The sequence below is a fragment of the Janthinobacterium sp. GW460-12-1-14-LB5 genome, from assembly GCF_059423585.1.
The window spans coordinates 88,974-101,750 of sequence record NZ_JBWKYD010000008.1 but is presented as its reverse complement, the minus strand read 5'-3'; the positions used below and the strand labels follow the sequence as shown (position 1 = coordinate 101,750).

Here is a 12,777-nt window from a genome sequence, read left to right as displayed (position 1 = left end):
TTCGGTGCTCCAGACGCGTATTTGTGGGATGACAGCATGCTCAAGAAAGTTGATTCGTCTCAATTAAAAGTGGGCATGTACATTCATGACCTCAGCTGCGACTGGATGACGCATCCCTTCGTGCGTAACCGTTTTCTGTTGCGCAGCGACGAGGAAATCCGCAAGATCGTGCAGGCCGGCATTCACGACGTGGTGATCGACAGCGGCAAGGGCCTCGACGTGCAGGATGCGCCCACCGTGGCGCAGGCGCGCGCCGAGACCGAGCGCGAACTGGTGCAGATCGCCGCGGCGGCGCCGCCAGTGGTCACGCGCGTGTCGCTGGGCATGGAACTGGCCCGCGCCACGCAGGTGCGCCGGCAGGCAGCGAGCCTGGTGCGCACGGTGATGGCCGATGTGCGCCTGGGCAAGGCCGTCGAGCTCGACCGTGTGCAGCACACGGTGCAAGATATTACCGAATCGATCCTGCGCAATCCCGGCGCCCTCGTCGGCTTGCTGCGCATCAAGACCAAGGATGACTACACCTTTTTGCATTCCGTCAGCGTGTGCGCGCTGCTGGTGGCGTTTTGCCGCTCGCGCGGCATCGATGCGGCCACCACGCACCAGGCCGGCCTCGGTGGCTTGCTGCACGACACGGGCAAGGCCCTGGTGCCCGACAGCGTCCTGAACAAGCCCGGTCCATTGACGCCGGAAGAATTCGCCCTGATCAAGCGCCATCCGCGCGACGGCTACGACATCCTGCGCCAGTCGCCCGAGCTGGGCGCGATTCCCCTCGACATCGCCCTGCATCACCATGAGCGGCGCGACGGCAGCGGCTACCCGGACCAGCTGGCCGGCGACGCCATCAGCGAGCTGGCGCAGATGGCCGCCATCGTCGATGTGTATGACGCGCTGACGTCGGACCGCAGCTACCACAAGGGCATCGCCGCCGCCGAAGCCCTGCGCAAGATCTATGAATGGAGCAAATTCCACTTCAACCCCGTGTTCGCGCAGGATTTCATGCGCTGCGTGGGCATCTATCCGGTGGGTACCATGGTGATGCTGGAATCGGGCCGCCTGGCCGTCGTCGTCGAGGCGCACGAAAGCAATCTGCTGGCGCCGAAGGTGAACGTGTTTTTCAGTACGAAAAGCAAGACCTACATCAAGCCCGAAACGGTCGATCTGTCGCGCGGCTTCGGCTTCGGCGGCGCCGACAAGATCGTCGGCCATGAGTCGGCTGCCAGGTGGCAGGTCGATCCCATGCGTTTTTTATCGCTGGCGGATGCCTAGAAGAATTCCGCCGTATCGTTCGAGGCAATGGTGGTAAGCAAGCCCTTGGCGACCAGCTCGTCATAGTGGCAAGCCAGGTTGCGGCCATGGCTCTTGGCGTAATACAAGGCCTGGTCGGCGCGGCCGAGGATGATGACGGGCGCTTCGTAGGCGTTGATGCTGACGAAGCCCACGCTGACGGTGACTCGGCCCACTTGCGGGAAGTCGTGCGCTTCGACATTGGTGCGGAAGCGGTCGATGATTTTCTGCGCATTTTCCAGGGTGATCGAGCGCAGCAGCACGACGAATTCCTCGCCGCCGAAGCGGAAGATGCGGTCTTGCGAGCGGAACGACGATTGCAGCTGGTTGGCGATCAGGATCAGCACTTCATCGCCATACAGGTGGCCGAATTTATCGTTGACCAATTTAAAATGGTCGACGTCGATCACGGCCAGCCATTGCCGTTCCGTATCCGTATGGTGGCGCCGCTCTTCCTCGACGGGACGCGGCCTTTCCGCTTCCGGTTCGCCGCGGCTTTGCAGGATTTTCGCCAGCTGGTCGTCGAAGGTCTTGCGATTCAACAAGCCGGTGAGCGAATCGCGTTCGCTGTAGTCGAGCAGGTTCTGGAAATTGCGGTACACGCTGACGATGCCGCCGATCACCTGGATGGTGGCGCCCGTGTAGGGCGTGGGGTTGGTGATTTCCAGGCAGGTGGTGACCTGGTCGCCGATCCAGATGGGCAGCCACAGCAGGTGGCGGCCGTCGGCGCACAGGGTGTCGGCGCTCGCCTCGTGGCGCGCGATGCAGGCGGCCAGGGCCGGGTAGTCCGACAGCGGTTCACCCGGCAGCGCAGGATCGGCATTGTCTTCCATGCGGGCAACGCTGCCCGCCACGATGATGGCCCGCGACCGCACGAACACCTGGCCACGCACGCTGGTCAGGGCCAGCACACGGGTCTGCGACGCGGAAGCGAGTTCCTGGACCGCCGAGATCACGGAGATGTCGAGCATCGTGTGGTCGCGGTGCCCGGTCATATCCACCATGTGTTTCAGTAGGGAATCCATTGTCGTTCTCTGGAAAGTAGTCACACAAGTGTCGTCATAGCAGCATTGCATCAAGCAAGAGCATGTTCGCGTCCGTCTACAAGAAGCCAAGATTTATTTGGTGGCATGACGCTCTGTACCGCCGGGCGAGAGGCCTTTCCAAAGAAGAGCTAAGCAGGATAATGTCTTTTTGCCTAATAGGCAATTAACGTATGCAATATTTCATGTAAATACATGAGATTAGGGCAGCGCGTTGCAAAAAACTTGCCCTGACGCAGACTTTCAATCCTGATCGCAACATTTGTTTGCGCCAGTCGTCATTTCAACAGGGTTTGATAATTTCCATATGGAAACTTGTGGCGCGTCAATTTGCCAAAACGTAGACGCTTTATAGTCAATGCAATGGCGCAGAAATTTACGGCAGGAAACATATTAGCAGGAATGGGCAATGTTTCACACCCGATTGCGCCAGGGACTTGTGATTCACTTTTGGGAGCTTGTCATGCATACCTTCCTGTCGGCAGTACAGCAGTTTGTCAAGGATGAGGATGGCATTACGGCAATCGAATACGGCTTGATTGCGGCCTTGATGGCTACCGCCATCACGGCCGGTTTCTTGCTGATCAAGACCAACTTGCTGGCCGTCCTCACCGACATTTCGTCGAACCTGGTGTTGACGCCCTAAGCGGGTGCCCGCTGCTGGCCGGCCGGCAGCGGGTTTTTTTCGGGAGGTATGCCATGCCTGCAACTGCCTTGTGCGACCTGCTGTTGTTGTGTTTTGTGACGGCCGCCGCCGTCAGTGATTTGATCCGCCGCAAGATACCGAATGGTGTGGTGTTGTCCGGCATCCTCACCGCGCTGGCCCTGCATTTGTGGCTGTGGCCGCAAAGCGTGCCGTCGCTGTGGCTGGGCGGCATGGCCACGGGCTTTTTCCTGTTTTTACCTCTGTACGTGCTGCGCGGCATGGCCGCCGGCGACGTCAAGCTGATCGCCATGGCGGGCGCCTTTGCCGGCCCCTGGCCCGTGCTGCAGATCTGTTTCGCCACGTTTGTGCTGGGCGGCCTGATGGCCGTGCTGATGATCACCTGGCAGGGCAAGTGGCGCGCCTGCCTGGGCAATCTGCGCCAACTGCTGTGGCCGATGATCGCGCGCATGGCCGGCATTCCCCTGGCGCCAAACGCACTGGGCAGCGGTGCCAGCGTGGGCAACATGCCGTACGGCCTGGCCATCGCCCTCGGTTGCCTGCTGGTGCAAGGGCGGCATTATTTCTGATTGTCATTCATTGCTCTTGATCAATGGGCGCCAGTCCCCGCTCGCTAGAATGAATTCTGTTCAATGCAGTCCTAACCGGCTTGGAGATGCAGCATGACCGAGGTCGACTATTCCATGAGCACCGAGAGTGCGCCGCGCCCTGCCGACGCGAACCTGATGCCGCCCTTGCCGCCGCAGCCGAAGAGCTTGCGTGAAACGGGACTGGAGCGGCCGCTGGTGGTCGAACTGATCGCCAAGCTGATGTTTGTGGGCGGCAAGACGCATCTGTCCGCCCTGACGACGCGCTTGCGTCTGTCGATCAATGTCTTGCGCGAAGTGCTCGATTTCATGGTGACGGAGCAGATGGCCGAGGTGGCCTGGCGCGGCGAATCCGATATCGACGTGCAGTACCAGTTGACGGGCGCCGGCAAGCAGCGCGCCAGTGCTTTTCTTGAGCGCTGCGCGTATATCGGCGCCGCGCCCGTCACCCTGGAAGCGTACCGCGCCATGGTGGCGCGCCAGTCGTGGCTGGCGCAGGAACAGCGCGTCGGCAGCGACGACCTGGCCGCCGTGCTGGGCGGCGCCCATGCGGGTCCGGGCATGCTCGACGTGGTGGGCGCGGCCCTGCATTCGGGACGCTCGCTGCTGCTGTACGGTCCGCCCGGCAGCGGCAAGTCGACCCTGGCGCTGCAGCTGGGACAATTGCTGCACGGGCTGGTGGCCGTGCCCTACGCCATCATCGTCGGCCAGGACATCATTCAATTGTACGATCCGGCGCAGCACCTGCCGCCCGCGCCGCAGCATGTCAGCCATGCGCGCCAGGCGCTGGAGCGGCGCAGCACGGACATCCGCTGGGTGCTGTGCCAGCGTCCCGTGATTCACGTGGGCGCCGAGCTCGACGCCGGCACGCTGGAATTGCGGCATGACGCCAGCGGCGGCTGCTACCAGGCGCCGCCCCATGTGCGGGCCAACAACGGCATGCTGATCATCGACGACCTGGGCCGCCAGCGCCTGGGCGCGCAAGAACTGCTGACGCGTCTGATGCAGCCGCTGGCGCGCGGCAGCGACCAGCTGGGCCTGCCCGGCGGCGTGCAGGTCAGCGTGCCCTTCGACAATGCCCTCGTGCTGGCCACGAATGTGCCGCCAGGCGAGCTGTTTGACGCCGCCTTGCTGCGCCGCATCGGCTACAAGGTGCAGGTGGGGCCGCTGACCGAGAGCGCCTATCGCGCCTTGTTCCGTCAGCAATGCCGCCTGGCCGGCATGGCCATCGACGAGCCGGCCCTGAACCATCTGCTGCAGCTGCATGGCGCGCAGGGGCGGCCCTTGCTGGCCAGCTATCCGCAGGAATTGCTGGCGCGCATAGGCGACTTTGCCGGCTTTGCCGGCAGCGAAGCGCGCCTGACGGTGGGCGCCCTGGAGCAAGCCTGGAGCAGCCTGTTTGCCAGCTGCGACATGCCGGCCGCCAGCCTGTGCGAGCGCATCGCATGAAGAACCGGCGCGCCATTCTGATGATGGGCCTGGCAGTCGTGCTGGGCTTGCTGGCCGTGCTGCTGGCATCGCACTGGCTGCTGCGCCAGACGCCGGCCGGCAAGGGCAAGATCGTCGTCGCCGCCAGCGATGTCAACCTGGGCCAGCGCCTGACGCCGGACATGCTGCGCCTGGCCGAGTGGCCGGCCGAAAGCTTGCCGCAGGGCGCGCTGCAAGACCCGGCGAAACTGGCGGGACGGGTGCTGAAAACGAGCGTGCTGCGCGGCGAGCCGCTGAGCGAAGCCAAGCTGGCGCCAGTGGGCACCCTGGGCGGCCTGTCGGCCCTGATCACGGAAGGGCGGCGCGCCATCACCGTGCGCGTCAACGATGTGATCGGCGTGGCCGGCTTCGCCTTGCCGGGCAACTATGTCGACATCATCGTCAGCACCCAGCAGGATGCCGGCGACCGCGCGTTTCCGCAAAGCCGCAACATTTCCAAGATCGTCCTCGAACGCATCCTCGTGCTGGCCGTGGCGCAGGAAGTGGGGCGCGACGAGACCAAGCCGCGCGTGGTCAATGCCGTGACCCTGGAAGTGACGCCGGAACAGGCGGAAAACCTGGATCTGGCGCGCAGCGTGGGCAGCCTGTCGCTGGTGCTGCGCAACCAGGTCGACCCGCAGCCGGGCGTGACGGAAGGCGCCACCAAGCTGACCCTGCTGGGCGGGCCGCACGAAGCCGAGCCCGCTCCGGCCGCCGCGCCCGTGCCGGCCGCCGCGCCGCGCCCGGTGCGCGTGGCGAAGGCGCCGCAGGAAGCAAAGCGCCAGTGCAGCGGCGTTATCGACGGGACGCGCCAGTCGCGCGAATGTTTTTAGCCAACCATGGACACGCTCATGAACCGCGCCCTGCTGACACTGTGCTGCCTGCTGTTGCCGCTTGCCGGCGCGGCGGCCGATCCTGGCCCGCGCTGCGGCGGTGACGCGGCTACGCCCGGCAACTTGCAGCTGCAGGTGGGCAAGTCGAGCATGCTGCGCCTGCCCGAGGCCGTGCTGGCCCGCAGCGTCGGCAACCCGGCCGTGCTGCAAGCCATGCTGGTGGCGCCCGACACCTTATATGTGGTCGGCGTCGACGTGGGCAGCACGAATATGATCATCCAGGGCAGAAGCGGCGCGTGCAGCGTGGTGAACGTCAGCGTCAGCATGGACCCGGCCGGCCTGCAAACGACCCTGGCGGCCCTGATGCCGGAAGAAAAAGCCATCCGCGTGACGGCCGTGGCCGATACGCTGGTACTGTCGGGCACGGTGCAGGATGCGGGCGCCGTGCTGCGCGCCGTCGAGCTGGCGCACGCGTATGTGCGCCGCGCTACGCACGCGCTGGCGCTGCCCAAGCCGGCCGATGGCACGGCCTTGCCGCTGGCGGCCGCCGCGCCCGGCGGCGCGGGCAGCGCGAACAGCCGCGTCATCAATATGCTCGACGTCAGCGCGCCGCAGCAAGTGATGCTGGCCGTGCAGATCGCCGAAGTGTCGAAGTCCTTGCTGGAGCGGCTGGAAGTGGGCGCCACCCTGCGCTTCGCCTCCGGCAGCTGGGCCACCACCCTGCTGTCGAATTTCCTCAGCGGCACGGCGAACGGCTTGCTCGACGTGCGCAAGTCGAATGGCCAGCAGCTGACCATCGAGGCGCAGAAACAGGATGGCCTGGTGCGCATCCTGGCCGAGCCGACGGTGATGGCGATCAGCGGCCAGGAGGGCAGTTTTCTGGCCGGCGGCAAGATCTTCATTCCCGTCGGCCAGGACAACAACAAGATCACCCTGGAAGAGCGCGAATACGGAGTCGGCCTGCGTTTCACGCCCACCGTGCTGTCGGGCGGGCGCATCAACCTGAAGGTGGCGCCGGAAGTGTCGGAACTGTCGCGCGAGGGCGTGGGCATTTCCGCCGCCGGCGTCAGCGGACGCTCGATTTTGCCCGTCATCACCACGCGGCGCGCCTCGACCACGGTGCAGCTGTACGACGGCCAGAGCTACGCCATCGGCGGCTTGATCAAGAACAACCAGGTGAGCAACATCACGGGCGTGCCCTGGCTCAGCGAGCTGCCGATCCTCGGCGCGCTGTTTCGCAGCACGGATTTCCAGCATGACCGCACGGAATTGCTGTTCGTCATTACCGCACACCTGGTGAAACCCTTGCCGGCCGATGCCGTGCTGCCGACGGCGCAGCTGGCGCCGCCCTCGCGCACGGATCTGATGTTGCACGGCAAGATGGAAGGGACGCTGGCGCCGCCGTCCGTGCCGCCGCCGCGCGCGGCCAACGGTTTCGAGTTGAAATGAGACGGGGAGACACGCCATGCCGAATTCGCTCCTGATGACGTTGCGGCGCCTGGCGGCGCTGCTGGCGGCGCTGCTGCTGGCCGCCTGCACGCACGGCAGCACGCCGCGGCTGGACGGGCGCTTCGGCGACGCCGTGCGCCTGGCCATGGCGCAGCAGGTGCGCGAGCCGGCCGGCGCCGTCAATCGCACGCCGGCCGATGGCCTCGACGGCGCCAGCGCGCACGCCGTCATGCAGCGCTACCGCGCCTCGTTTGCGGAACCGAACGGCCAGGCGCCCCAGCCCGTGCAATTCATGCTGGGAGGCGGCAATGGCAAATAGACGCCAGGGCCAGCGCGGGGCGATGCTGATCGCCTTTGCCATCCTGCTCATCCTGGTGCTGGGCTTTGTCGGCCTGGCGCTGGACGTGGGGCAAGTCATCGGCCGCAAGACGGAATTGCAGAACCTGGCCGACAACGCGGCGATGGCGGCGGCGGCGGAACTGGTGGGCACGCCCGAAGGCTTGCTCGCTGCCGTGGACAAAGCCAAGCACAGTGCGGCCGACCGCAGCGCCTGGCGCCGCCGCATGGAGGGCGCCGTCCTGTCGGATGCCAGCATCCGCTTCGCCAGCGCGCCCGACGCGCCCGCCAGCGCATGGCATGCGGCGGGCAGCGTGCCCGATCCCGCCACGGCGCTGTTCGTGCGCGTCGATACGCAGGCCAATGACCCATCGCTGGGGCGGGTGGCGACGGCGTTCCTCGGTGCCTGGTCGCCCGCGCTGCGCACCCTGGACACGGGCGCGCGTGCCGTGGCGGGCCATACCAGCCTGCGCCTGATGCCGCTGGCCATCTGTGCCTTGTCGTCCAGTGCGGCCAGTCCGCGCACGAATGCGGCATTGCTGCCGGCCGTCGAGCTGCTGGAATATGGTTTTCGCCGCGGCGTGGCGTATAACCTGTTGAAGCTCAATCCGCACGGCCCGGGGGCCGAACATTTCGTGCTCAATCCGCTGGGCCAGCCGGGCGTGGTGGGGTCGTCGCTGCAGGTCAGCGACGCGAGCGTGTTGCCGTTTGTCTGCAGCGGCATGGTGCTGTATCCGCGCATCGGCAGCGCCCAGGTGCACGTGCACCGGCCGTTTCCCGCCACCATGTGGCCGGCCTTCAACGCGCGCTTCAACCAGCATGCGGGCAGCGGCTGCGATCCTGTCGTGGCGCCGCCCGACACGAATATCCGCGCCTACCCGAACACGGCCGCGAACTGGTGGATGACGAACACGCCCGATGCGCCCAGCGCCCTGAGCACGGGCAACCCGCTGTTGTCCGTGGCCGATCCGGAATCGAACGCCACGCCACCCAGCGTCGGCAGTTATGGCCCGCTATGGTCGTTTGCCAGGGCAGTGAAATACAGCAGCCCGAAGCCGGCCGGCGGTTATCTGCCGTTTGCCACCAGCGACTGGCCCAAGCTGTATCCCGCTACGCCGGCGGCGCCGGCCGCCAAGTCCAATTATCCGACCGATAAATCGCCATACCTGACGCCAGCCTACCAGACGGCGCCGACCAGTAACACGGGCGTGGCGCAGCGCCGCCTGCTGCACATTCCCCTGCTGGCCTGCCCCGTGCCAGCCGGCAGCGACGTGCTGGCCCAGGTGCGGGGCATCGGCCGCTTCTTCATGACGGCGCCGGCCAGCAATGGCGTGCTGAGCGCCGAATTTGACGGCCTGGCGGCCGAGGGCACGCTGGCCGGTCCCGCGGAGCTGCTGCAATGAGGCCGCCCTGCCGTGCGGCGCGCCGCCAGGGTGGAGTCGCCGCCATCGAGCTGGCGCTGATCCTGCTGTTTTTCATGGCGCTGCTGCCCTTCGTGCTGCTGTTCGGTCGCGCGTTCTTCGCCTATACGGCCTTGCAGAAGGGCGCGCATGACGCGGCGCGTTACCTGGCGACCTTGCCGCTGTCGCAGATGGCCAACGGCGATACTATCGTGCAGCACAGCGATTTTGCCCGTCAGCTGGTGCTCGATGCGATGGTCGAAACGGCGCCGCACATGAAAGCGCTCAGCGTCAGCCTCGATTGCATCTATGCCGACGATTTCTATAACTGCGGCAGTTATCCGAAGGCGCCGCTGCAGGTGCGCGTCAAGGTCACCATGGAAATACCCACCGGCTTTCTGCCTGACCTGACGCGCGCGTGGCTGCCGCAGCTGGCGTCCATCCCCTTGCGTGCGAATGCGACCTTGCGCTATGTCAATTAACCCGCCTCCACGCCGGCAGCGCCAGGGCGGCGTTTTCGCCGTCGAGTTCGCCATGCTGGCGCTGCTGTTCTTCCTCTTCCTGTTCGCCATGCTGGAAATGGCGCGTGCCGTGTACGTGTGGAACATGGTGCATGAAATCACCCGGCGCGCGGCGCGCGCTGCCGCCGTCACCGATTTCAGCAATGCCGCAGCCTTGCAGGCCGTGCGCACGCAAGCCGTGCTGCGCGCCACACCGGGTGCGCTGCCGCTGGGCGGCGGCCTCGGCGACGCGCATGTGCGCATCGATTATTTGTCGGAGGACAGCGGTGGCGCCGCGCTGGCGGCGGTGCCGGTGGCGGTGATGCCGGGCTGCCCGCAACGCAACCGCATCAATTGCCTGAACGATCCGCATGGCGCCAGCTGCATCCGCTTCGTGCGCGCGCGCCTGTGCCAGCCGGGTGTCGGCACGCGCTGCGAGAGCGTGCCGTACCGGCCCATTTTGCCGTTGCTGGGCGTGATGTTTCCCTCCGGCGCAGGCGCCATACGTTTGCCCAGCGGGATCACCATGGCGGTGGCCGAGTCGCTGGGTTATCCGGACAATCCCGGTTTTTGTCCATGAGCGCCGCTCTGCTGGCGCAGCCGAATGTATTGCCTTGAATGAAGGAGGGGCGATGAAAGCCTTGATGATTACCCGCGACGCCAGCTTGCACGACGAAATCGCGGCGCAAGGCGCGGCCCGCATGCCCGTGCTGCGGCTGCTGGAGCGGCGCAGCGGCCTGCGCGACGCCGTCGAGCGCATGCAGCCCGAAGCGCCCGAGCTGGTGATCGTCGACGCCAGCGGCATCGATGCCGACGAGGCCGACCTGCTCGAGCGCCTGGCGCGCCAGTATCCGCTGGCCGTGCTGATGCTGCTCACGCGGGGCCAGCAGCAGGATGTGCTGATCCGCGCCATGCGCGCCGGCATGCGCGAAGTGCTGCAGCTGCCGCTGGTGCACAAGGCCTTCCACGAGGCGATGGACCGGGTCGATATCCAGGCCGGCGTGACGCAGATGCGCGACGGCAAAGTGCTCGCCTTTATCTCTTGCAAGGGCGGCAGTGGCGCCACTTTTTTATCGACGAATTTTTCCTACGCGCTGGCCAGCCTGGCCGGCTGCAAGGTGCTGCTGATCGACCTGCACGGCCAGTTCGGCGACGCCACTTTGTATGTCTCGGACCAGAAGCCGGCCATGACCCTGTCCGACATCTGCGCCCAGATCGCGCGCATGGACGGCGCCTTTCTCGCCTCGTGCCTGGTGCACGTGACGCCGAACTTTGGCGTGCTGGCGGCGGCCGACGACCCCGCGCACAAGGTCGACATGCAGCCCGAGCACATGGACCGCATCCTGGCCGTGGCGCGCCAGCACTACGACTACATCGTGCTCGACGTGGGACGCCAGATCGATGCGTTGTCGCTGCGCGCGCTCGACAACGCCGACACCATCTATCCGGTGCTGCAGCTGGCCTTGCCCGACATCCGCGACGGCCGGCGCCTGCTCGACATCTTCCGCTCGCTCGGCTACCCGGGCGAGCGTTTGCGCCTGATCGTCAACCGCTATGAAAAGGGCGGGCGGCTGCGCCTGGCGGACCTGGAGCAGGCGCTGGGCGCCGAAGTGGTGCACACGGTGCCCAACGATTACATCGCCGCCACCGATTCCGTCAACCAGGGCATCCCGCTGCTGCAGCTGTCGCGCACCAGCGCCGTGGCGCGCAGCCTGGCCGAGCTGGTGGAGCTGGTGACGGCACGCCGCGTGACGGAAAGCCGCGGCCTGTTCGACCGCCTGTTCAGCCGCAGCGAGGCTTGACGGGGCGGCAGCTGAATTGTGTCAAGGCTCCCGCCGGGAGCCATCATGGGAGCCGAGATGACCTTACGCGAACGCCTGGCGGCAAATGAAACGGTGCGCCCCGCCACGAATGGACAAGGCGCGCTGGCGCTGCACGCCTACCAGGAACTGAAAAAGACCATGCACCAGACGATACTCGACCGTATCGACCTGGAACGCCTGAAACGCCTGACGGCCGAGCAGTTCAAGCACGAGCTGGCGCTGCTGGTGCAGCGCGTGATCGAGGAAGAGCGCATCGTGCTGAACCAGCACGAGCGGCATAGCCTGGTGCTCGACATCCAGCACGAGATGCTGGGCTTTGGTCCGCTGGAACCCTTGCTGGCCGACGCCAGCGTGTCCGACATCCTCGTCAATACCTGCGACAAGGTGTACGTGGAGCGCGGCGGGCGGCTGCAACTGACGGACGTGACCTTCCACGACAATGCGCACCTGATGAAGATCATCGAAAAGATCGTCTCGCGCGTGGGACGGCGCGTCGACGAATCGAGCCCGATGGTCGACGCGCGCCTGCCGGATGGCTCCAGGGTCAACGCCATCATCCCGCCGCTGGCCGTCGACGGGCCGATCCTGTCGATCCGGCGCTTTGCCGTGCAGCCTTTGACGATCGCCAACCTGCTCGACTATAAAAGCCTGACGCCGCCCATGGTGCAGGTGCTGCAGGCGCTGGGGCAGGCCAAGGTCAACATCCTGATCTCGGGCGGCACGGGCAGCGGCAAGACGACCCTGCTCAACGTGCTGTCCGGCTTCATTCCCGGCAGCGAGCGCATCGTCACCATCGAGGATGCGGCCGAACTGGCGCTGCGCCAGCCGCACGTGGTGCGCCTGGAAACGCGCCCGCCGAATATCGAAGGCAAGGGGGAAGTAAGCCAGCGGGCGCTGGTGCGCAATGCGCTGCGCATGCGGCCCGACCGCATCATCCTGGGCGAGGTGCGCGGCGCCGAGGCGCTCGACATGCTGCAGGCGATGAACACGGGCCATGAAGGGTCGCTGGCGACCATCCACTCGAACACGGCGAGGGATGCGCTGGCACGGCTGGAAAACATGGTCGGCATGGCCAGCGTGAACCTGACGCCGCGTGCCACGCGCCAGCAGATCTGCTCGGCCGTGACGGTGGTGATGCAGGTGTCGCGCCTGACGGACGGCGCGCGCAAGCTGGTCAGCCTGCAGGAAGTGACGGGCATGGAGGGCGACATCATCGCCATGCATGAAATTTTTCGTTTCGAGCAGACGGGCGTCGATGCCGCGGGCAAGGTGCTGGGCCACTTTTGCGCCACGGGCGTGCGGCCCCGCTTCACGGAGCGCCTGCGCATGTTTGGCGCGCCGGTTCCGGACAGCGTCTTTGACCCGGACCGCATCTACGAATAGAGGGGGGG

At 65.8% G+C, this 12,777-nt stretch carries 13 protein-coding genes; 12 read left to right on the top strand and 1 reads right to left on the bottom strand.

The features are described from left to right. Positions 1-36: 36 nt before the first annotated feature. A complete protein-coding gene (locus tag AC07X6_RS10260) occupies positions 37-1,266 on the top strand; it encodes a cyclic di-GMP phosphodiesterase (protein ID WP_230540237.1) in 1,230 nt (409 codons plus the stop codon). On the opposite strand, the gene AC07X6_RS10255 is transcribed toward AC07X6_RS10260, so the two are convergent. Then, positions 1,263-2,309, bottom strand: coding sequence for a GGDEF domain-containing protein (locus AC07X6_RS10255; RefSeq protein WP_230540238.1), 1,047 nt, complete (start codon positions 2,307-2,309; stop codon positions 1,263-1,265). The genes AC07X6_RS10260 and AC07X6_RS10255 overlap by 4 nt on opposite strands. Positions 2,310-2,790: 481 nt before the next feature. Here AC07X6_RS10255 and AC07X6_RS10250 point away from each other — a divergent pair, with 481 nt between their 5' ends. The 11 genes from AC07X6_RS10250 (at position 2,791) to AC07X6_RS10200 (ending at position 12,769) form a co-directional block, all read left to right on the top strand. Then, complete coding sequence (locus AC07X6_RS10250) at positions 2,791-2,973, top strand: Flp family type IVb pilin (protein WP_034752975.1); 183 nt, start codon at positions 2,791-2,793, stop codon at positions 2,971-2,973. Between the two features lie 53 nt (positions 2,974-3,026). Further along, entirely contained in the window at positions 3,027-3,560 is a 534-nt protein-coding gene (locus AC07X6_RS10245) for an A24 family peptidase (protein WP_230540239.1), read from the top strand. Positions 3,561-3,653: 93 nt separating this feature from the next. After that, positions 3,654-5,027, top strand: coding sequence for an ATP-binding protein (locus tag AC07X6_RS10240; RefSeq protein ID WP_230540240.1), 1,374 nt, complete (start codon positions 3,654-3,656; stop codon positions 5,025-5,027). After that, positions 5,024-5,878 (top strand): Flp pilus assembly protein CpaB, encoded by an 855-nt coding sequence (gene cpaB, locus AC07X6_RS10235; protein ID WP_494790879.1) that lies wholly within the window; start codon positions 5,024-5,026, stop codon positions 5,876-5,878. Before AC07X6_RS10240 ends, cpaB begins: the two co-directional genes overlap by 4 nt. Before the next feature lie 18 nt (positions 5,879-5,896). Then, a complete protein-coding gene (locus tag AC07X6_RS10230; protein WP_494790878.1) occupies positions 5,897-7,327 on the top strand; it encodes a type II and III secretion system protein family protein in 1,431 nt (476 codons plus the stop codon). Positions 7,328-7,343: 16 nt separating this feature from the next. Continuing rightward, positions 7,344-7,646, top strand: coding sequence for a hypothetical protein (locus AC07X6_RS10225; protein WP_494790877.1), 303 nt, complete (start codon positions 7,344-7,346; stop codon positions 7,644-7,646). After that, complete coding sequence (locus tag AC07X6_RS10220) at positions 7,636-9,066, top strand: TadE/TadG family type IV pilus assembly protein (protein WP_494790876.1); 1,431 nt, start codon at positions 7,636-7,638, stop codon at positions 9,064-9,066. Before AC07X6_RS10225 ends, AC07X6_RS10220 begins: the two co-directional genes overlap by 11 nt. Beyond that, a complete protein-coding gene (locus AC07X6_RS10215; protein ID WP_494790875.1) occupies positions 9,063-9,545 on the top strand; it encodes a TadE/TadG family type IV pilus assembly protein in 483 nt (160 codons plus the stop codon). The genes AC07X6_RS10220 and AC07X6_RS10215 overlap by 4 nt, the downstream gene beginning before the upstream one ends. Further along, complete coding sequence (locus AC07X6_RS10210) at positions 9,535-10,143, top strand: TadE/TadG family type IV pilus assembly protein (protein WP_494790874.1); 609 nt, start codon at positions 9,535-9,537, stop codon at positions 10,141-10,143. The genes AC07X6_RS10215 and AC07X6_RS10210 overlap by 11 nt, the downstream gene beginning before the upstream one ends. A 52-nt stretch (positions 10,144-10,195) precedes the next feature. Next, the gene (locus AC07X6_RS10205; protein ID WP_230540247.1) at positions 10,196-11,365 is read left to right on the top strand and encodes a CpaE/TadZ family protein; all 1,170 of its coding nucleotides are present in this window, start codon (positions 10,196-10,198) and stop codon (positions 11,363-11,365) included. 57 nt (positions 11,366-11,422) lie between these two features. After that, positions 11,423-12,769 (top strand): TadA family conjugal transfer-associated ATPase, encoded by a 1,347-nt coding sequence (locus AC07X6_RS10200; protein ID WP_077408925.1) that lies wholly within the window; start codon positions 11,423-11,425, stop codon positions 12,767-12,769. Positions 12,770-12,777: the final 8 nt, after the last annotated feature.

Coding starts and splice junctions, on each gene's coding strand:
- AC07X6_RS10245 (WP_230540239.1), top strand. CDS start 3,027: ATGCCTGCAACTGCCTTGTGCGACCTGCTGTTGTTGTGTTTTGTGACG.
- AC07X6_RS10215 (WP_494790875.1), top strand. CDS start 9,063: ATGAGGCCGCCCTGCCGTGCGGCGCGCCGCCAGGGTGGAGTCGCCGCC.
- AC07X6_RS10220 (WP_494790876.1), top strand. CDS start 7,636: ATGGCAAATAGACGCCAGGGCCAGCGCGGGGCGATGCTGATCGCCTTT.
- AC07X6_RS10240 (WP_230540240.1), top strand. CDS start 3,654: ATGACCGAGGTCGACTATTCCATGAGCACCGAGAGTGCGCCGCGCCCT.
- AC07X6_RS10200 (WP_077408925.1), top strand. CDS start 11,423: ATGACCTTACGCGAACGCCTGGCGGCAAATGAAACGGTGCGCCCCGCC.
- AC07X6_RS10205 (WP_230540247.1), top strand. CDS start 10,196: ATGAAAGCCTTGATGATTACCCGCGACGCCAGCTTGCACGACGAAATC.
- AC07X6_RS10230 (WP_494790878.1), top strand. CDS start 5,897: ATGAACCGCGCCCTGCTGACACTGTGCTGCCTGCTGTTGCCGCTTGCC.
- AC07X6_RS10260 (WP_230540237.1), top strand. CDS start 37: ATGCTCAAGAAAGTTGATTCGTCTCAATTAAAAGTGGGCATGTACATT.
- AC07X6_RS10210 (WP_494790874.1), top strand. CDS start 9,535: ATGTCAATTAACCCGCCTCCACGCCGGCAGCGCCAGGGCGGCGTTTTC.
- cpaB (WP_494790879.1), top strand. CDS start 5,024: ATGAAGAACCGGCGCGCCATTCTGATGATGGGCCTGGCAGTCGTGCTG.
- AC07X6_RS10225 (WP_494790877.1), top strand. CDS start 7,344: ATGCCGAATTCGCTCCTGATGACGTTGCGGCGCCTGGCGGCGCTGCTG.
- AC07X6_RS10250 (WP_034752975.1), top strand. CDS start 2,791: ATGCATACCTTCCTGTCGGCAGTACAGCAGTTTGTCAAGGATGAGGAT.
- AC07X6_RS10255 (WP_230540238.1), bottom strand. CDS start 2,309: ATGGATTCCCTACTGAAACACATGGTGGATATGACCGGGCACCGCGAC.